The 18,206-nt window shown below is 75.1% G+C and carries 15 protein-coding genes; 9 read left to right on the top strand and 6 right to left on the bottom strand.

Going from position 1 to position 18,206, the window contains the following annotated elements; translation table 11 throughout:
• Positions 1–38: 38 nt before the first annotated feature.
• Positions 39–1,523 (top strand): sensor histidine kinase, encoded by a 1,485-nt coding sequence (locus AC1050_RS06085; protein WP_482386463.1) that lies wholly within the window; start codon positions 39–41, stop codon positions 1,521–1,523.
• Positions 1,524–1,694: 171 nt separating this feature from the next.
• On the opposite strand, the gene AC1050_RS06080 is transcribed toward AC1050_RS06085, so the two are convergent.
• On the bottom strand, positions 1,695–1,943 hold the full coding sequence (locus AC1050_RS06080) for a WhiB family transcriptional regulator (protein WP_122151410.1): 249 nt from the start codon (positions 1,941–1,943) through the stop codon (positions 1,695–1,697).
• A gap of 379 nt (positions 1,944–2,322) precedes the next feature.
• Here AC1050_RS06080 and AC1050_RS06075 point away from each other — a divergent pair, with 379 nt between their 5' ends.
• Positions 2,323–2,748, top strand: a complete 426-nt coding sequence (locus tag AC1050_RS06075; protein ID WP_482386462.1) for a hypothetical protein — start codon at positions 2,323–2,325, stop codon at positions 2,746–2,748.
• A 42-nt stretch (positions 2,749–2,790) separates the two neighbouring features.
• Here AC1050_RS06075 and AC1050_RS06070 read toward each other — a convergent pair whose 3' ends face one another.
• The 4 genes from AC1050_RS06070 to AC1050_RS06055 all read right to left on the bottom strand — a co-directional run bounded on the left by AC1050_RS06070 (position 2,791) and on the right by AC1050_RS06055 (position 8,552).
• The gene (locus tag AC1050_RS06070; RefSeq protein WP_482386461.1) at positions 2,791–5,466 is read right to left on the bottom strand and encodes an FtsX-like permease family protein; all 2,676 of its coding nucleotides are present in this window, start codon (positions 5,464–5,466) and stop codon (positions 2,791–2,793) included.
• A 23-nt stretch (positions 5,467–5,489) separates the two neighbouring features.
• A complete protein-coding gene (locus AC1050_RS06065) occupies positions 5,490–6,284 on the bottom strand; it encodes an ABC transporter ATP-binding protein (protein ID WP_482386460.1) in 795 nt (264 codons plus the stop codon).
• Between the two features lie 188 nt (positions 6,285–6,472).
• On the bottom strand, positions 6,473–7,201 hold the full coding sequence (locus AC1050_RS06060; protein WP_482387247.1) for a response regulator: 729 nt from the start codon (positions 7,199–7,201) through the stop codon (positions 6,473–6,475).
• A gap of 1 nt (position 7,202) precedes the next feature.
• The gene (locus tag AC1050_RS06055; RefSeq protein WP_482386459.1) at positions 7,203–8,552 is read right to left on the bottom strand and encodes a sensor histidine kinase; all 1,350 of its coding nucleotides are present in this window, start codon (positions 8,550–8,552) and stop codon (positions 7,203–7,205) included.
• Between the two features lie 156 nt (positions 8,553–8,708).
• Between AC1050_RS06055 and AC1050_RS06050 the strand changes: the two genes are divergently transcribed.
• The 3 genes from AC1050_RS06050 to AC1050_RS06040 all read left to right on the top strand — a co-directional run bounded on the left by AC1050_RS06050 (position 8,709) and on the right by AC1050_RS06040 (position 12,333).
• Positions 8,709–9,401 (top strand): response regulator transcription factor, encoded by a 693-nt coding sequence (locus tag AC1050_RS06050; protein WP_482386458.1) that lies wholly within the window; start codon positions 8,709–8,711, stop codon positions 9,399–9,401.
• Positions 9,402–9,403: 2 nt separating this feature from the next.
• Positions 9,404–10,729 (top strand): ATP-binding protein, encoded by a 1,326-nt coding sequence (locus AC1050_RS06045; protein ID WP_482386457.1) that lies wholly within the window; start codon positions 9,404–9,406, stop codon positions 10,727–10,729.
• Between the two features lie 131 nt (positions 10,730–10,860).
• Positions 10,861–12,333: a hypothetical protein gene (locus tag AC1050_RS06040; RefSeq protein WP_482386456.1), complete on the top strand. Its 1,473-nt coding sequence runs from the start codon at positions 10,861–10,863 to the stop codon at positions 12,331–12,333.
• A gap of 37 nt (positions 12,334–12,370) precedes the next feature.
• Here AC1050_RS06040 and AC1050_RS06035 read toward each other — a convergent pair whose 3' ends face one another.
• The gene (locus AC1050_RS06035; protein WP_482386455.1) at positions 12,371–12,994 is read right to left on the bottom strand and encodes a GtrA family protein; all 624 of its coding nucleotides are present in this window, start codon (positions 12,992–12,994) and stop codon (positions 12,371–12,373) included.
• A 197-nt stretch (positions 12,995–13,191) separates the two neighbouring features.
• Between AC1050_RS06035 and AC1050_RS06030 the strand changes: the two genes are divergently transcribed.
• The 4 genes from AC1050_RS06030 to AC1050_RS06015 are packed head-to-tail and all read left to right on the top strand — an operon-like array spanning position 13,192 to position 18,159.
• Positions 13,192–14,778 carry an FkbM family methyltransferase gene (locus AC1050_RS06030; protein WP_482386454.1) on the top strand — a complete coding sequence of 529 codons (1,587 nt, stop codon included), beginning with the start codon at positions 13,192–13,194 and terminating at the stop codon, positions 14,776–14,778.
• Entirely contained in the window at positions 14,775–15,818 is a 1,044-nt protein-coding gene (locus AC1050_RS06025; RefSeq protein WP_482386453.1) for a glycosyltransferase family 4 protein, read from the top strand. Before AC1050_RS06030 ends, AC1050_RS06025 begins: the two co-directional genes overlap by 4 nt.
• The gene (locus AC1050_RS06020; protein ID WP_482386452.1) at positions 15,815–16,852 is read left to right on the top strand and encodes a glycosyltransferase family 4 protein; all 1,038 of its coding nucleotides are present in this window, start codon (positions 15,815–15,817) and stop codon (positions 16,850–16,852) included. The genes AC1050_RS06025 and AC1050_RS06020 overlap by 4 nt, the downstream gene beginning before the upstream one ends.
• Positions 16,849–18,159 (top strand): glycosyltransferase, encoded by a 1,311-nt coding sequence (locus AC1050_RS06015; protein ID WP_482386451.1) that lies wholly within the window; start codon positions 16,849–16,851, stop codon positions 18,157–18,159. The genes AC1050_RS06020 and AC1050_RS06015 overlap by 4 nt, the downstream gene beginning before the upstream one ends.
• Positions 18,160–18,206: the final 47 nt, after the last annotated feature.

The raw sequence follows: 18,206 nt of genomic DNA, 5'->3' as shown, positions 1-18,206 counted from the left end.
GCCGCTGGGTGCCGCGCCGGAGCGCCTACCCTGGACAGGTGTCCACCCTGAGCGAGCTCGCGCAGCGCCACGCCCACCTCGACGCCGCGGACCTCGAGTGGCTGCACCTGCTGGTCGGCGACTGGCAGGTCATCTCCGACCTGGCGTTCGCCGACCTCGTGCTGTGGCTGCCGATCGAGGACGGGGACTTCGTCGCGATCGCGCAGTGCCGGCCGAGCACCGGCGCCACCGTGCACTACGACGACGTCGTCGGCTCCCGGGCGCCTGACGGGCAGCGGCCGCAGCTCGAGCGCTCGCTCACCGAGGTCCGCGCGCAGCGGTCCCGTGAGCCGCGCTGGTTCGGGTCGTACGCCGTGCGGGAGGAGGCCGTGCCCGTGGTCCGGGACGGCCGCGCCATCGCGGTGATCGCCCGGCAGACCAACCTGGGCGGCGCGCGGACGCCGAGCCGGCTGGAGCTCAACTACGTCGAGGCCGCCGACGACCTGATGGCGATGATCGCGCGCGGCGAGTTCCCGCTGCCCAACGCCGCCACCGGGCCCCGGCGGGGCGCGCCGCGCGTCGGCGACGGGCTGGTCCGGCTGAACTCCGAGGGCGAGGTGCTGTACGCCAGCCCGAACGCGCTGTCCTGCTTCCACCGGCTCGGCGCGATGGACGACCTGGTCGGCCGCTCCCTGGTCGAGGTGGTCGCGGACCTGGTCGAGCAGAAGTCCACGGTCGACGAGTCGATGCCCCTGGTGCTCATGGGTCGCGCGCCGTGGCGCACCGACATCGAGGCGCACGGCGTCGCCCTGTCGCTGCGCGCGGTGCCGCTCACCGAGGACCGCGAGCGGATCGGCGCCGTGCTGCTCTGCCGCGACGTCTCCGAACTGCGGCGTCGCGAGCGCGAGCTCATCACCAAGGACGCGACGATCCGCGAGATCCACCACCGCGTGAAGAACAACCTGCAGACCGTGGCCGCGCTGCTGCGCCTGCAGGCCCGCCGGATGAACCTGCCCGAGGCGAAGGCGGCGCTCGAGGAGGCCATGCGGCGGGTCGCGACGATCGCCCTGGTGCACGAGACGCTGTCGCAGACGCTCGACGAGACCGTGGTGTTCGACGACCTGGTCGGCCGGTCGCTGCGGCTCGCCGCCGACGTCGCGTCGGCCGGCGGCTCCGTGCGGACGGTCGTGCGCGGCACGTTCGGCCCGGTGTCGGCGGAGGACGCCACGGCGCTCGCGCTGGTGCTGACCGAGCTGGTGACGAATGCCGTCGAGCACGGACTGGCGGGCCGCGAGTCCGGCTCCGTCGAGGTCACCGCCGAGCGGGTCGAGGACGACCTGACCATCACGGTCGCGGACGACGGCGCGGGCATCCCGTCGGACCACGGCGCCGGCACCGGCCTGGGTACGCAGATCGTGTCGACGCTGGTCACCAACGAGCTGCGCGGGTCCATTGCGTGGTCCGCCCGCGAGGGCGGCGGCACCGAGGTGGTGCTGCGCGCGACCCTGCGCGCCGCCGGCCGCGAGGCCGCCACCGTCGCCTGACGTGCGGCGCACCCGCGCCGAGATGACAGTTCCGGCCTGTGCCGGGCGCCGTCGGCACAGGCCGAAACTGTCATCTCGACGACGACGACGGGCGGGCAGGGCGGGGGCGGACGCAGCGACGCCCGCCTGCCCCCGGGGGAGGGGCGGCGGGCGTCGGTCGTGCGGGCTGGGTCAGCCGGCGCGGCGCTGGCGGGCCGTGCGGCGCTTGAGGGCGCGGCGCTCGTCCTCGGAGAGGCCGCCCCAGACACCGGCGTCCTGGCCGGACTCGAGCGCCCACTTGAGGCAGGTGTCGACGACGTCGCACCGACGGCACACGGCCTTGGCCTCCTCGATCTGCAGCAGGGCCGGGCCCGTGTTGCCGATCGGGAAGAACAGCTCCGGGTCCTCGGTCAGACATGCAGCGCGGTGGCGCCAATCCATGGGAAAACTCCTCAGCACAGGGGCGAGCCACGACCAGGGGGCTGGGTGGCAGGCGCAGTCGCACACGTCGACGCACGAACGGAAAGATGTCGCGGGGGGCGTGAGCGTCGGCGCTCGGTTTCGAACTGCTGAGTACAAGATTCACATGGGGCCGGAGGGCGCACAAGGGGTTACGAGCAGGTTTCTGGCGCGTGACGGCTGAGGCGTCGGTCACACCTGTGTGGATCCTGGACGCCAGCACGCACGGTACTCCCCGGACGGCTCCGCGCGCCAACTCCGCTCGCCCACCGGGACCGACGTCCCGGTCCCGGACGGCGCGGCCCGCGGACCTGCGCGGACGCCCGGCGATTTCACCCGGGGCGCGCGTAGGGTCGCCTCCGTGACCGGATCCAGCACGCCCCAGCCGTCGCCGTCGACCCCCGGGGGCGCCGTCCCCGCGCCCGTCCGGGTGCTGACCGGGCTGGTGCTGCTGCAGGCGCTCGCCCTGGCTGGCGCGGCCGTCGCGCTCGTCGTCCTGCTGGTGCGGGGGTCGTCGATGCCGGGACCGGTCGTGTTCCTGGTGCTGCTCGCCCTCGGCGCGGCCGCGCTGCTGGCCGGTGCCGCGCGGGCGCTGCTGGCCGGCCGCCGCTGGGGCCGCGCGCCGGTGATGACCGTGCAGATCATGGTCGTCGTGCTCGCGGTCGGCTGGCTGGGCGTCGAGGTCGCGCCCTGGTCCGTCGGCGTGCTGGTGCTCGCGGTGGTCACGGGGGCGATGCTGCTGGTGCCGGCGGTCGTCTCCTGGACGACCGCCGGCACCGGGCGGTGACAGCGCGCTGACGGCGGCGGGCCGACGAGCCCGCCGGCCTCCTCAGTCGACGGCGAGTGCCGCGACCGGGGGCGTGCGCGCGGCCGACCGGCCGGGCAGCACCGACGCGAGCACGCCCGCGACCAGCGCCACGCCGACCACGACGCCGAGGTCGGCCCACGGCACCTGCAGCTCGAGCTCGGCGATGCCGGCCAGGACCGCGGCCGAGCCGAGCCAGCCGTAGGCCAGCCCGAGCAGCACGCCCACCACGGCGCCGACCCCGGCGATCAGGGCGCCCTCGACCGCCATGGACGCCCGCAGCTGGCGCCGGGTGAGCCCGAGGGCCCGGAGCGTCGCCGACTCGCGGCGTCGTTCGATCACCGACAGCGACAGCGTGTTGGTCACGCCGATCAGGGCGATGACCACCGCGACGGCGAGCAGCCCGACGACGACCGCGAGCACGGTGTCGATGGCCCGCTGGTAGGACGCGCGCTCGATCGCCGCACCCGAGATCTCGAGTGTGGAGTCGGCCGTCAGGTCCTGCACCTCGGTGGCGACCTGGCCGGACTCGTCGACGTCCGTGACGCGCAGCCACGCCGTGCTCGGCGTGCCCGGGGAGCCGAGCTGCTCGAAGGTGCCCGGGGTGACCAGCACCGACCAGTCCTGCAGCGCGGACACGGCGACGGTCAGGTCGACCGTGGGAGAGCCGTCCGCGACCGCGCCGGTCACGGGGTCGCCCAGCGCGACGGGGACGCGGTCGCCGGCCTCCACGCTGTAGTAGTCCGCCACGTCGGCCGAGACCACGGCGGTGCCGTCGGCCACCGCCGCAGCCAGGTCGGCGTCCCGCAGGACGTCGGCCGCCTGGTCCGGGGTGAGGGCGCGCGCGTCGACGGTGCCCTCCTGGTCGCCCAGGACGACGGTCTGGGACGCGAGCGTGGTCACGGACGCGACGCCCGGGACGTCCGCCAGCGAGTCCGCGACGCCGGCCGGCAGCGGCTCGGCGACCGGCGCGCCCGTGCTGTCCACCGACGTGGGCGCGGAGACCTGCAGGTCGACGGGGAACCGGGTGTCCAGCTCGCCGCCCAGGGTGGACCGGGCCGTGACCGCGCCGGTGCTCATCATCGCGACCAGCGTCACGCCGATCAGCAGGGCGGTGCTGGTCGCGGCGGTGCGGGCCGGGTTGCGGCCCGTGTTGGCGGCGGCGAGCCGGGCGGGCATCCCCGCGCGGCCGACCAGCCGGCCGATCGCGGCGACGACCTTCGGCATCCAGAACACGGCGCCGACCAGCAGGCCGACGAACGACGCCGCGCCGCCGAGGATCGCCACGGCGACCGCCACGCCGAGCAGGTCCGTCTGCGACATCGCGACGCCGCCGCCGAGCAGCAGCACGCCGCCGGCGACCAGCAGCAGGCTGACCACCAGGCGGAACCGCCCGGCGCGGCTGCCGGCGGCGGGGGCGTCGGCCGGCCGCAGCGCGGCGATCGGCGCCACCCGGGTGGCGACCCGGGCCGGCGTCAGCGCGGCGAGCACGGTGACGAGCACGCCGACCGCGAGCGGCGCGACCACGCTCGCGACGGTCGGCACGACCGCCGTCGGGACCGGGAACGGCAGGTCGGCCGACTGCATGACCCACAGCGCGACCTGCACCAGGCCGGTACCCAGCAGCGTGCCGAGCACCGAGGCCGCCAGCCCGAGGATGCTCGCCTCCAGCAGCACGGACCGGCGCACCTGCGACCGGACGGCGCCGACGCAGCGCAGCAGGGCCAGCATCCGGGTGCGCTGGGCGACGAGCACCTGGAACGTGTTCGCGATGACCAGGCCGGCGACGATCATGGCGACCGCCGCGAAGGCGAGCACGACGACCAGGACCGGCCCCGTGCCGTCGCCGGAGATGCTGCGCTCCGCGGCGGCGTCCCGGGTGAGGACGGTCGGCGTGCTGCCGTCGACCGCGAGGACGTCGCCGACCGCCTGCTGCACCCCGGCCGTGTCGGCCCCCGGCTCGAGCGCCAGCATGACCACCGAGGACGCGGCGTCCTCCAGGGTGGGCGCGCCCGCGCCCGACCCGGCGCTGGACCACAGGAGGGTGTCGGCCTCCGTGGCCAGCGCGGCCCCGCCGTACTGCGCCCACGCGGACGTCGGGTCGGTCGTGAGGCCGACGACCTCGACCGTGTCCTCGCGCTGCTGCACGACGGTGTCCTCGTCGCCGGAACCGGCGTCGGGCGCGGTGGTCGCGGAGTCCGGGGAGACGGTGCCCGCAGCAGGATCGGTGCCCGCCGCGGCGTCGGCCTCGGCGCCCCACCGGTAGTACGACACGGTCAGGTCGTCCCCGACCTCGACGCCGAGCCGCTCGGCGGCGCGCTCGGGCAGCGCGATCTGGCCGTCCCGGGTCGGCAGCTCGCCCGCGGTCACCTGCTGGGTGTCGAAGGCGTCGTCGCTCGGGACGGGGACGATCGTCTGGGTGATGGCCTTGTCGCCCGCGGACAGGTCGACGTAGTACGCGACGACGCGGGCGTCGGCCGCGGCCACGCCGGGCAGGGCCCGCACGGCGTCCAGCCGGGCCTGGGTGACCGGCGCGCCGCCGCTGTCGGCGACGAGGTCGGCGGTCCCGAACGACGCGGTGACCGAGTCGTAGGAGATCCGCTTCATGACGTCACCGGCGAGCAGGGTCGCGGCGACGAAGGCGGTGCCGATGGCGACGGCGATGCCCGCCGCCGTGAGCCGGCCGAGGCTGCCGCGCATCTGCGCCAGGGTGAGCCGCCACATCAGGCACCTGCCGGGGCGTCGGTGACCTCGAGCTGGCGCAGCGCGTCCAGCCCTGCGAGCACGGCCTCGGGGGTCGGGTCGACGATGTCGCCCGCGATCCGCCCGTCGGCCAGCAGCACCACGCGGTCGGCGTAGGCCGCCGCGGTCGGGTCGTGCGTGACCATGATGATCGTGCGGCCCAGCTCGCGCACCGAGCGGCGCAGGAAGCTCAGCACCTCGGCGCCGGAGCGGGAGTCCAGGTTGCCCGTGGGCTCGTCGGCGAACACGACCTCCGGCTTGGCGATCAGCGCGCGGGCGATGGCGACGCGCTGCTGCTGGCCGCCGGACAGCTCGGACGGGCGGTGCGTCAGGCGCTGCCCGAGCCCCAGCGTCGACACCAGGGTGTCGAACCACGCGCGGTCGACCTGGGCCCCGGCGAGCTCCAGCGGGAGCAGGATGTTCTGCTCGGCGGTGAACATCGGCAGCAGGTTGAAGGACTGGAACACGAAGCCGACGCGGTCGCGGCGCAGCCGGGTCAGGGAGTCGTCGTCGAGCGTGGTCACGTCGGTCCGGCCGAGGAACGCCGCACCCGAGGTCGCGGCGTCCAGGCCCGCGAGGACGTGCATCAGCGTGGACTTGCCGGAGCCGGACGGTCCCATGATCGCGGTGAACTCGCCGGCGGCGAAGTCGACGTCGACGCCGGCGAGCGCCCGGACCTCGGCCTCGCCGCGGCCGTAGACCTTGGTCAGGCCGCGGGCGTGCACGGCGGCGTGCGGGCCGGGTGCGCCGGCGGGGGTGGGGACGATCGGGTCCACGGGTGTGCTCCTGGCGAGGTGGGGGGTTCGGACGTCCTCGACGCTACGGAGCGGGGGGTGCCCGCGTCGTCCACCCGCGGTCCCGACCTCGGGTCATCCCGGGGTACGACCCCCGGGCCGAGCCGGTCAGACCCGAGCCGGTCGGACGCGAGCCGGTCGGACCCCAGCCGGTCCGGACCCCGGCCGGCTCAGGCGCCGGGGACGACCAGCCCGGTCTCGTACGCGACGACGACGGCCTGCACGCGGTCGCGCGCGCCGAGCTTGGCCAGGATCCGGCCCACGTGCGTCTTGACCGTGGCCTCGGCGACGTACAGGTCCTCGCCGATCTCGGTGTTGGACCGGCCGCGCGCCATCAGCACGAGGACCTCGCGCTCGCGCTCGGTGAGCGTGCCCAGGGCCTCGGCGCCCGCGCCGTCCTGCCGCTGCTCCGCGGGCAGGGCCGTGACCAGGTGCTCGAGCAGCCGCCGGGTGCTGGATGGCGCGATGACGGCGTCGCCCCGGTGCACGGTGCGGATCGCCGCGAGCATGTCCTCCGGCGGGGCGTCCTTGAGCAGGAAGCCGCTGGCGCCGGCGCGGATGGCGGACAGCACGTACTCGTCGAGGTCGAACGTGGTCAGCACGATGATCCGCGGCGCCGGGTGCTCCGGGGTGCCGGCCGCCACGACCGCCTCGGTCGCGGCCAGGCCGTCGAGGTTCGGCATCCGGACGTCCATCAGGACCACGTCGACCGGGCCGAGCACCCGCGCCTGCGCCGTCCCGGGCGTCAGCGCCTGCACGGCCTGCGCGCCGTCCCCGGCCTCGAGCACCACGGTGAGGTCGGGCTGGGAGTCGATGACCAGGCGGAAGCCGGCCCGCACCAGCTGCTGGTCGTCCACCACGCCGACGCGGATCGTCTCGGAGTCGCTCACGGCGGTCAGCCTAGGCGGACGCGGCACCGGGCACGGGCGCCGCGGGCCGCGTCGGCGCGCCGGGCGGCAGCGGCAGCTCCACCCGCACCCGGAACCCGCCGCCGGGCCGCGGTCCGGCGCTCAGCGTCCCGCCGACCATGGTCGCGCGCTCCCGCATGCCCAGCAGGCCGTGCCCGCCGCCGTCCGAGTCCGCCGCGGCCCCGCGGCCGTCGTCGGTGATCTCCAGCACCAGCGCCGCGGGCCGCCACTGCACGAGCACGGTCACGGTCGGGTCCGGGCCGGCGTGCTTGAGCACGTTGGTCAGCGCCTCCTGGCAGATCCGGTAGACCGTCAGCCCGATCCCCGGCGGCAGCCGCCGGGGCGTGCCCATCCGGACCAGCGACGCGCGGGCGCCGGCACCGCGCACCTGCTCGACCAGCTGCTCCAGGTCGTGCTCGGCGGGCTGCGGCGTGTACGGGGCGGCACCCGCCCCGGCGACGGCGCGGGTGGGCGCGGTGCCCGTGCCGCCCGGCACGGCGCCCGCCGGGAGCAGCCCGGGCGCCGTGGCGGCCTCCGGCTCCCGCAGGACGCCGAGCAGGCGGCGCATGTCCGCCAGGGCGGCCCGGCCGGTCTCGGCGATGGTGCCGAGCGCGCGGGTGGCGGCCTCCGGGTCCGCCGCGGCCGCGTACCGGCCGCCGTCGGCCTGCGCCACCACCACGGACAGGGAGTGCGCCACGATGTCGTGCATCTCGCGCGCGATCCGGGTGCGCTCGGCGGCCGTGGCGATCTGCGCCTGCTGGTCGCGCTCCACCTCGAGCCGCTCGGCACGGTCGCGCAGCGCGGCGATCGTCACGCGGCGGGACCGGCGCAGCAGGCCGAACGCCCAGGTGGCCAGGGCGCAGACGGAGCAGAAGACCCAGAGCACGATCGCGGTGACGGCCGTCTCCGCGGGCTGCGCGTAGCCGGACATCCCCAGCACCGCCAGCGTGGTGCCGAGCACGAGCGACCCGGCGAGGGCCGAGCCGATCGCGGTCCAGTGCGCCCAGCGCGGGCCGTGCACCGTCACCGAGTACAGCGCGATCAGGACCGCCAGGTCGGCCGGCATCAGCGTCGGCTGCCCGAGCACTAGGTGCAGCAGCCCGGCCGCGTACACGGCCACGGCGGAGGCCACGGGGTTGCGCCGCCGCCACGCCAGGGGCAGCCAGACCAGCGCGCTCAGCAGCGCGCCGACCGCCACGGTCTCGGTGCTGGTGCCCGCCCACGCCCCGGCGACCGAGGCGCCGAGGGGGATGACCAGCAGACCCGCCGCCAGCGTCAGGCCCAGGTCGATCGTGAACCGGTGGCGATCCTCCCACCGCGTGAGGCGTTCCCACCACGTCATCGCGCCAGCGTAGGTCGGCCCCGCGGGGCCCGGCGTGCCCCCGGGGACGGACCGAGGTCCCGGTGCCGTCCGTCCCCAGGCGGATCAGACGCACATCACCGAACCGATACCCCGGTGCGCCGTTGCTTAGACCGTTCCGTGACCTAACATGGCGCAATGACCCAGGTGCTGCTGGCGGAGGACGATCCCGCGATTGCCGAGCCTTTGGCGCGCGCGCTGTCCCGGGAGGGCTACGACGTCCGGGTGCAGGGCACCGGGCAGGGCGCCATCGACCGCGCCAGCGAGGCCGACCTGGTCGTCCTCGACCTCGGCCTGCCGGACATGGACGGCCTCGACGTGGCCCGCGCGATCCGCAACCAGGGCCTCACGACGCCGGTGCTGGTGCTGACCGCCCGCGCCGACGAGGTGGACCTGGTCGTCGGGCTCGACGCCGGCGCCGACGACTACGTGACCAAGCCGTTCCGGCTCGCCGAGCTGCTCGCCCGCGTCCGGGCGCTGCTGCGCCGGACCGGCGGCGACGCGCCCGACGAGGACGAGCTGCGCGGGCAGGACGTCCGCGTGGACGTCGCCGCGCACCGCGCGTTCCAGGCCGACCGCGAGCTGCACCTGACCGCCAAGGAGTTCGACCTGCTCCGCGTGCTGGTCGGGGCGGCCGGCACCGTCGTCGCCCGCGAGACGCTCATGCGCGAGGTGTGGGGCTCCGACCCGACCGGGTCGACCAAGACGCTCGACATGCACGTGTCGTGGCTGCGCCGCAAGCTCGGGGACGACGCCAGCGCGCCGCGGTACATCAGCACGGTGCGGGGGATGGGCTTCCGCTTCGAGTCCGGCGAGGGCAACCGGGGCTGACGTTGCGCCGCCGTGTGCTCCAGGCCACCATCGCGGCCGTCACGGTCGCGGTGGTGCTGCTCGGCTTCCCCCTCGCGTTCCTCGGTGCCCAGTACGTCCGGGACAACGAGATCGGGTCCCTCGAGACCCGCGCGTCCGACCTGGCGCGGCAGATCGACAGCCGCGTCCAGGAGGGCACGCCGCTGTCCGACACCCTGCTCGAGCCGTACGTCGACCGCGGCGGCGGCATCGCGGTGGCCATCTTCGTCGTGACGCAGGACGGCGCCCGCTACCAGGCCGGCCCCGAGGTGCCCGAGCGCACCATCACCATCACCGAGACGTCCACCACCGGCGCCCGGATCACCATGTACGCGCCGTGGTGGGACGTGTTCCTCATGAGCGCGCAGATCATGGGCCTGGTCGTCGCGGCCGCCGTGGTCGCCTTCGCCGCCGGCATCGCGATGGCCATCTGGCAGGCGAACCGGCTGGCGGCCCCGCTGGTCTACCTGGCCGCGTCCGCCGAGCAGCTCGGGTCCGGCCAGGTGCGTCCCCAGCTGGAGGCGTCCGGCGTCGAGGAGATCGACCTGGTCGCGGCCGAGCTGGCCCGCAGCGCCGACCGGATGGCCGGGCGGCTGGCGGCCGAGCGGCAGTTCGCCTCCGACGCCTCGCACCAGCTGCGCACGCCGCTGACGGCGCTCAGCATGCGGCTCGAGGAGATCATGCTCGCCTCCGACGACGCCGCGGTGCGCGAGGAGGCCCGGATCTCGCTGGAGCAGGTCGAGCGCCTGGTCACGGTCGTCGACGACCTGCTGACCCGGTCCCGGCGCGCGCAGGGCGGCACCACCGAGGCCATCGCCCTCGTCGACGTCGTGCACCAGCAGGAGGAGGAGTGGCGCCCGACGTTCGAGCAGGAGGGGCGCCGGCTGGTGGTCGAGGTCGACCCGAAGACGCAGGTCCTGGCCACGCCGGGCGCGCTCGCCCAGGTGCTGGCCACCCTCATCGAGAACTCGCTGCGGCACGGCGGCGGCACGACGACGGTGCGCTCGCGGCCCGGCGCGTCCCGTGCGGTGGTCGTCGAGGTCGCCGACGAGGGCGACGGCGTGCCGGACGAGCTCGCGCCGCGGATCTTCGAGCGCGAGGTGACGTCCGGCAAGGGCACCGGGCTCGGGCTGGCGCTGGCCCGCGACCTGGCGTCCGCGGACGGGGCGCGGCTCGAGCTCGCGCAGCGGCGGCCCGCGGTGTTCGCCCTGTTCCTCACCGGCGTCCCCGCGGCGATGGCACCGGACGTGGTGCTCCCGCGCGGGTCGATCATCTCGCCGCGGTCCGAGCGGGCGCGCCGCCGTCGCTGACGGTCCCGCCCGCCCGCGGTCACCCGCGGCGGGTGGCGGACCCGCGACGAGGCCGCGCTAGGTTGCGGTCGAGGGCGCCCCCGGAGGACCGGTGGCCGTGCCGCGCCCGGCGCCCGACAGGTGGTGACGACATGCCCGACCCACGACCCCCGGTGCGCGGCGGTGCGGACGAGACCGCCGAGCTGGTCGCCCGCGTCGCGGCCCTCGAGGCCGAGAACGCCCAGCTGCGGGCCGCTGCCGTGGCCCGCACGACGCCGGCCGTGGCCGGTCCGCTGCCGGCGCCCGTCGCGCAGCGCCGCCGGCCCGGGCGGGCCCTGGCCGCGACGGTCCTGATCGTCGTCGCCGCCCTGCTCGCGCCCGTGGCCGTCGTGGCCGTCTGGGCCCAGGACCTGGTCACCGACACCGACCGGTACCTGGCGACCGTGGAGCCTCTGGTCGACGACCCGCAGATCCAGAGCGCCGTGACCAACCGCGTCACCGGCGCGATCGTGGAGGCGGCCGACCTGGAGGGGCTCGCCGCCGACGGGGTGGCCGCGGTCGAGGGCCTGGACCTGCCGCCGCGGGTGGCCGCGGTCGCCGGGTCCCTGCAGGGTCCGCTCGTGAACGCCGCGACGGGCTTCGTCCGCGACGTGGTGGACCGGGTCGTGACCTCCGACCTGTTCGCCGCCGTGTGGGACGAGGCCAACCGCACCGTGCACGACCAGCTCAACGCCGTGCTGCGCGGCGACCCGGACGCCATCGCCAGCATCAACGCGCAGGGGACGCTCACCGTCGACCTGTCCGGCGTGATCGACACGGTGAAGACCTCGCTGTCCGACGCGGGCTTCACCATCGTCGACCGGCTGCCGACGATCGACGCCAGCTTCCCGCTGATGCAGAGCGCCGACCTGGTGCGCGCGCAGAACGCGTACAACGTGCTCGACGTCCTCGGCACCTGGCTTGTCTGGGTGGTGCTGGGCCTGCTCGCCGCCGGCGTGCTGCTGTCCCGGCACAAGGCGCGGGCCCTGGTGGTCGCCGGGCTGTCGCTGGCGGGGGCGATGCTGCTGCTCGGCGCGGCGCTGGCCATCGGGCGATCGGTGTACGTGAACGCGCTGCCGCCGGCCGTGCAGCGACCGGACGCCGCCGTGGTCGTCTACGACCAGGTGGTGTCGCTGCTGCGGATCACGCTGCGCTCGGCGCTCGTGCTCGGGCTGGTGGTGGCGCTGGTCGCGTTCCTCGCGGGCGGGTCCTCGGCCGCGCGGGCGCTGCGTGCCTCGTGGACCCGGGGTGCCGCGGCGCTGCGGGGTGCGGGGGAGCGGCGCGGGGTGAGCACCGGGCCGGTCGGCGTGTGGTTCGCGGAGCAGCGCACCCTCGTCCGGGTGGTCGTCGCGGCGGGGGCCGCCCTCGCGCTGGTGCTCGCCGACCACCTGACGCCCGCGTACGTGGTGACGGTGGCGGTCGTGGCGGTGGTGGTGCTGGCCGTCGCGGCGCTGGTGGCACGGCCGGCGGTGGCGGCCGGGGCGCCGGCGGCGGTGGCGACGGGGCCGGACGGCACCGGACCGGACGGGCGCGGTCCGGACGGGACGGGCCGCGGCGGCGACGGCGGCGTGGTGGCCGGGGTCTGACGCCGCGCCCTGCCGCGGTGGCGGGTGCGGGCGGGCGTCAGGCGTCGTCGACCGCGCCGGCGCGCGGGTGCGGGACGTCGCCGCCCGCCGAGCCCGTAGCGGACCCGGTGCGCGACTCGTGGCCGACCTCCGCCAGGGCCACCGGGACGCCCGGGAAGACGAACAGCTTGTAGCCGACGTACCGCACCACCGTGCCGAGCACGATGCCGACGACGTTCGCCACGTTGTCGCTGAACGGTCCCGACATGCCGAGCACGTAGTGCGAGAAGCCGAGCGCCCCCACGGTGAACCCGATGCCCACCAGGTTGATGGCGCCGAACAGCGCCAGCTCGTGGCCGCCGCGGTGCGTGCGCTGCCCCGCGAACGTCCAGTGCCGGCTCCCGAGCCAGGACACCAGCGTGGCCAGCACGACGGCCACGACCCGCGCGGTCAGCGGCTTGCCGTGCAGCAGGTCGACGGGCCCGAACCGCAGCAGGTTGTACACGCCGAGGTCGACGACGAACGCCACCGTGCCGACCGACCCGAACCGCAGCAGCTCCAGCGCGCGGGCGCGCAGGGTCGCCCGATCGGCGCGGAGCAGGGAGCCGCGCAGGCGTCCGGGACGGGCCTCGGGGGCGGGTCCCGGTGCGGCCGTGAGGCCGGGCGCACCGGAGGAAGTCACCGCCTCACGGTATCCCGAGACGCTGGGGGACACCTGGGTGGCGAGGTGATCGGCGGCCGACCTCCGGATCTGCGTGCGCATCGACCCCCGTCGGTTGTCGATAGGCTGCTCACCCGTCTGGACGTGCACCTGGTGGCGCGCGGCCACGTGCGTCGATGTCCGGCGCGCGGACGACACCACCCAGGGGAGCACGACCCATGCCGTTGAACGCACGCGCGGTCAGCACGCACCTGCGCGCCGGGGTCCGTGACCTCGCGCGCGTGGCCGGTACCGGCGCGGCCCCGCCGACCGTGTCGCTCGTGGACCGCCTGCGCTCCCGACCTTCCGACCCCGAGGTGCTGGTTCTCGGCCTGTACGACCTGGTGCTGGGGCGTGAGCCCGACGAGGACGGCTTCGCCGCCAACGTCGCCGCGCTGCTCGCAGGGACGCCTCGGGCCGACCTGCTGCGCGCCTTCCTCGAATCACAGGAGGGGCGTGCGCGCGCCGAGGCGACCGGGGAGCGCACTGCCGGGCTCGACGCCGACGCGGTACTCGCACACGGTGTCGTCGTCCTGGCCCGAGCCCAGGTGACGCCGGACGGGGTCGCGCAGCTGGTGGGCCGGCTGCGCGCGGGGGTCCCCGCAGCGGTGCTGGTCCACGAGCTCGACCCGACGCGCGGCAGCACGCCGTGGCAGTCCGTGCTCGTCCGGGCCTTGCTGCACGGCCTGCCCGCAGCCGCCGACCCCCGGGTCGTGGACCGGGTCCTGGTGAAGGTCGGTGCGTACGAGGAGCCCGAGGCCGTCCTGGCGGTCGTGATGCCCGGGCGCGACCCGTTGACCCGGCTGCGGCGTATGCGTCGCGCCTCGCGCGCGCTGGCGTACGCGACGCTCGAGCTGGCAGCCACCGGCTCAGCCGTGGCCGCGGCGGCGCCCATGGTCGTCCCCGTCCCGGCGAAGCCGGCGGCCGACGGAGATGTCCGGCACCGGGACGTGCTGCTCGAGCAGCCGGTGCCGGATCCGCGCCCGACATCGGACGTCCGGGTGGTCGAGGTCGACTCGATGCTGCTCGGCGTCCCGGGCGAGGAGTGGCGGCTCGCCGCGTTCCTCGAGCACCGCGGTCACCCCGAGCCGGGTCTGTCGGCGCTCATGCTCGCTCGCGTCGCGCCGGGCAGCACGTTCGTGGACGTCGGCGCGAACCTGGGCCTGTACACCGTCGCCGCGGCACGGGCCGTGGGCGCCGAGGGACGGGTGATCGCGGTCGAGCCGACCCCTGCCACCGCCGAGATGCTCCGGCAGAACATCCGGCTGAACGGGCTGTGGGAGTCGGGCGTCGTGGAGGTGCACGAGTGCGCGGCCGGCGCGGCTCCGGGCCGTGCGCGGCTCGCGACCAACCGCGCGGACTCCGGGCACAACTCCCTCTTCCCCGAGGCGACGGCGACAGGTTCTGTCGAGGTCGAGGTCGCGCGACTGGACGACCTGATCCCCGCCGGCGCGCGGGTCGACGTCGTCAAGATCGACGTGGAGGGCGCCGAGCTCGCCGTTCTGCACGGCATGGAGCGGATCGTCTCGCAGAACCCCGGCGTGGTCGTCTTCGCCGAGCTGTCCGACGAGCACCTCCGGCGGGCCGGCACCAGTGCCGCCGGCCTGGTCGCCGAGGCTGACGCCCTGGGTTGGAGCGCCGACGTCTTCGAGACGGTCTCGGGCGACCGGGCGACGCTCGACTCCCGCCTGCCCCTGACCGTCTGCCTCGTCCGCCGAGCCACGGCCGCGGCGCAGCAGCAGGACGCGGGTCGGGTGGACGGGTGAAGGTCCTGGTCGTCACCACCAGCGTCCCGTTCGTCCGGGGCGGTGCCACCCTCATCGTCGACTGGCTGAAGCTCGCGCTCGAGCAGCGCGGTCACGAGGTCGAGCTGCTGGCCCTGCCCTTCACCTCCGACCCCGGGACCATGCCGGCGCAGATGGTCGGGCTGCGCTCGCTCGACTTCACGGGCCGGTGCGACCGGCTGATCGCGGTCCGGACGCCCAGCTACCTGGTACGGCACCCGCACAAGAGCGTGTGGTTCCTGCACCACCATCGCCCCTCCTACGACCTCTGGCCCGTCGCGGCCGACGTGCCGGACGACGCCGACGGCTACGAGTTCCGGCGGATGATGTTCGCCTCGGACGACCTGGCGCTCGCGGAGTCGCGGGTGTTCAGCAACTCGGACGTGGTGCGGCGCCGGCTGCGCACGTACAACGAGGTCGAGGCGGAGGTGCTGTACCCGCCCCTCGACCCCGCGGGTGGCTACACGCCCAGCGGGGATGCACCGGGGGACACGATCGTCTACCCGTCGCGGATGGTCCCGCACAAGCGGCAGCTGCTCGCCGTGCAGGCGATGGCCCTGACGACGACGCCGGTCCGGCTCCACCTGATGGGGGCCTTCGAGCAGCCACGTGGGCCGTACCGCGCGGAGATGCTGGCGACGATCGCTGAGCACGGTCTCGAGGACCGGGTCGTGCTGAACGACCGGTGGGTGTCCGAGGAGTTCAAGCGCGACGCGATGGCGCGCTCGCTCGCCGTCCTCTACATCCCGTTCGACGAGGACTCCTACGGTTACCCCTCGCTGGAGGCGGCGGCCATGGACCGGGCCGTCGTCACCACCTCGGACAGCGGTGGTGTCCCCGAGCTCGTCGACGACGAGGTGAACGGCCTCGTGGTGGACCCCACGCCCGAGGCGCTCGCCGCCGCGTTCGACCGGCTGTGGCTCCACCGCGCCGAGGCGACGCGTATGGGCCTCGCCCAGCGCGATCAGGTCCAGCGGCTCCAGATCTCCTGGGACCACGTCGTCGAGAGGCTCCTCGCATGAAGATCCTGGTGGCGACGAACGGCGTCCCGTTCGTGCGGGGTGGTGCCGAGCTGCTCGGCGACGCCCTCGTGCGCGAGCTCCAGGCCCGCGGGCACGAGGTGGCGCTCCTGCGCATCCCGTTCCGGTGGGAGACCCCCGCGGAGATCGCGGACGTCATGCTGTACACCGCGACCCTCGACATCCGGGACGTGGACCGTGTGATCGCCCTCAAGTTCCCGGCGTACGCGATCCGGCACCCGCAGGTGACGGTGTGGTTGCTGCACCAGCTCCGCCAGGTCTACGACCTGTGGGACACACCGTGGGGCCCGCCGGTGGACGACCCGTCGTGGCAGGAGATCCGCACGGCCATCCGCCACGTCGACACGGACAGCCTGTCCTCCGCGCGGCGGTTGTTCGCGAACGACACGGTCACGCGGGACCGGCTGCGCACCCACAACGGGCTCGAGGCGACGATCCTGCACCCGCCGCTCCCCGACGAGGGCGACATCCGGAAAGGACCGTTCGGCGACTACGTGCTGTGCCTCGGCCGCGTCTCGCGGGGAAAGCGCCCTGACCTGGCGGTCGAGGCGCTCGCCCGTACCACCTCCGGGGTCCGCCTGGTCGTGGCCGGCCAGCCGGACAGCGACGAGATCGTCGCGGACCTGCACGCCGCGGTCGCGCGGCACGGCCTCGGGGACCGGGTCGACCTCAGGCTGCGGTTCCTCGGCACGGAGGAGAAGCGCGACCTCCTCGCCGGGGCGCTGGCGGTCTGCTACCTGCCGCTGGACGAGGACTCCTTCGGTTACGTCACCGCCGAGGCCATGACCGCGGGCAAGCCGGTCGTGACCCTCGCGGACTCGGGCGGCGTCCTCAACCTCGTGCACGACGGCCGCACGGGCTACGTCACCGCCCCCGAGGCGGGAGCGCTGGCGGCGGCGTTCGACCGGCTCGATGCGGACCGCCCGCGCACCCGTGCCCTGGGCGCCGCGGCGGAGGCCGAGGTGGCGGCTCTGGGGCTGTCATGGGACCACGTGATCGAGGAGCTGCTGTCGTGAAGATCGCCTGGTGCACACCGTTCTCGCACGAGAGCGCGATCGGCATGGTGAGCGCGATGGCCGTCGAGGTGCTGGCGCGCCGCGAGGGCGTCGAGGTGGACGTCTGGCACCCGTCACGGTCCGGGGGCCGGACGTGGTCAGGGACGACTCGTCAGCTCGACCCGGCGCACGCCGAGGTCCTCGAGGACTACGACCACGTCGTCTACCACCTGGGTGACCACTCGTGGAACCACCTGGACCTCTGGAAGGCGTCGCTGCGGGTCCCCGGGCTCGTCGTCCTGCACGACGTCGCGATGGCGAACCTGTTCCACGGTCACCTGCTCGAACGGGGCGACTACCCGGAGGAGTACGCCCGCTGGTACGGGTCGGAGGTCGAGGAGCAGGCCGAGCGCGCGCTCGCCGGCGAGCCGGTCGAGGCGCCGTGGGCCGCCGAAGGGGGAGCGGCGTACCCGTTCGTCTCCCTGGCTGCGGAGGGCGCCCGGCAGGTCGTCGTGCACTCGGAGTTCGCCGCCCGGCGGGTCAGGCCGGCGGTGCTCGCGGACGTCGAGGTGGTCGGTCTCCCGGTCGCCCCCGGCCGGGCGACGACTGTTGGCGCCGACCCGCTGCCGGACCTGCCGGAGGACGTCCCGGTGGTGCTCCAGGCGGGGGTGTTCAACCCCAACAAGCGGATCGACGTGGTGGTCGCGGCGATGGCCCGGCTCACCCGCACCCGCCGGGTCCACCTGGTGGTGGCGGGACGTTCTGGTGTGATGAGCGTGGACGAGGTGCGCACGCTGGTCGCAGCTGCGGGGCTGACCGACGTCACTGTCGTCGACAACCCCTCCGACGCCACCCTTGCTGCTTTCCGGGACCGGGCCGACGTCGCGGTGGTCCTGCGCGAGCCCTGCCTGGAGGGCGCCTCGTACGCGCTCCTCGAGAGCCTGGCTGCGGGAGTGGCTGCCGTCGTGGTGGACGACGGCAGCTACGCCGAGGTCTCTGGACCGTTCGTGGAACACGTGCCGACGCCGCCACGACCGGGCGAGGTGGCCGCCGCTCTCGGCTCGCTGCTGGAGCGGGCGGGACCCGAGCTCTCCACCGCAGCCCGGGCGCATGTCGCCGAACGCCACAGCGCTGACACCTACGTGGACGGGCTCCTCCGGGTGCTCCGGGACAGTCCGGGTAGCGGCCCGCGGGCGCGCCTCGTCGCGGACCTCAGCCGCGTGCTGCACACCTGGGGGATCGCTGACCTGGACGGGGTCCTCGACACCGTGGCCGCGCGGGTCGAAGAGCTGTTCTCCACGACCCCGGTCGTGCTCCCACCCCGTTGAGCGTGCTAGACCCGTCGCCTGCGACTGCGTACCGACCGCTGTGCCGG

The organism is Cellulomonas sp. NEAU-ZC6, assembly GCF_056844425.1.
This window is presented reverse-complemented; position numbering and strand designations above follow the sequence as displayed.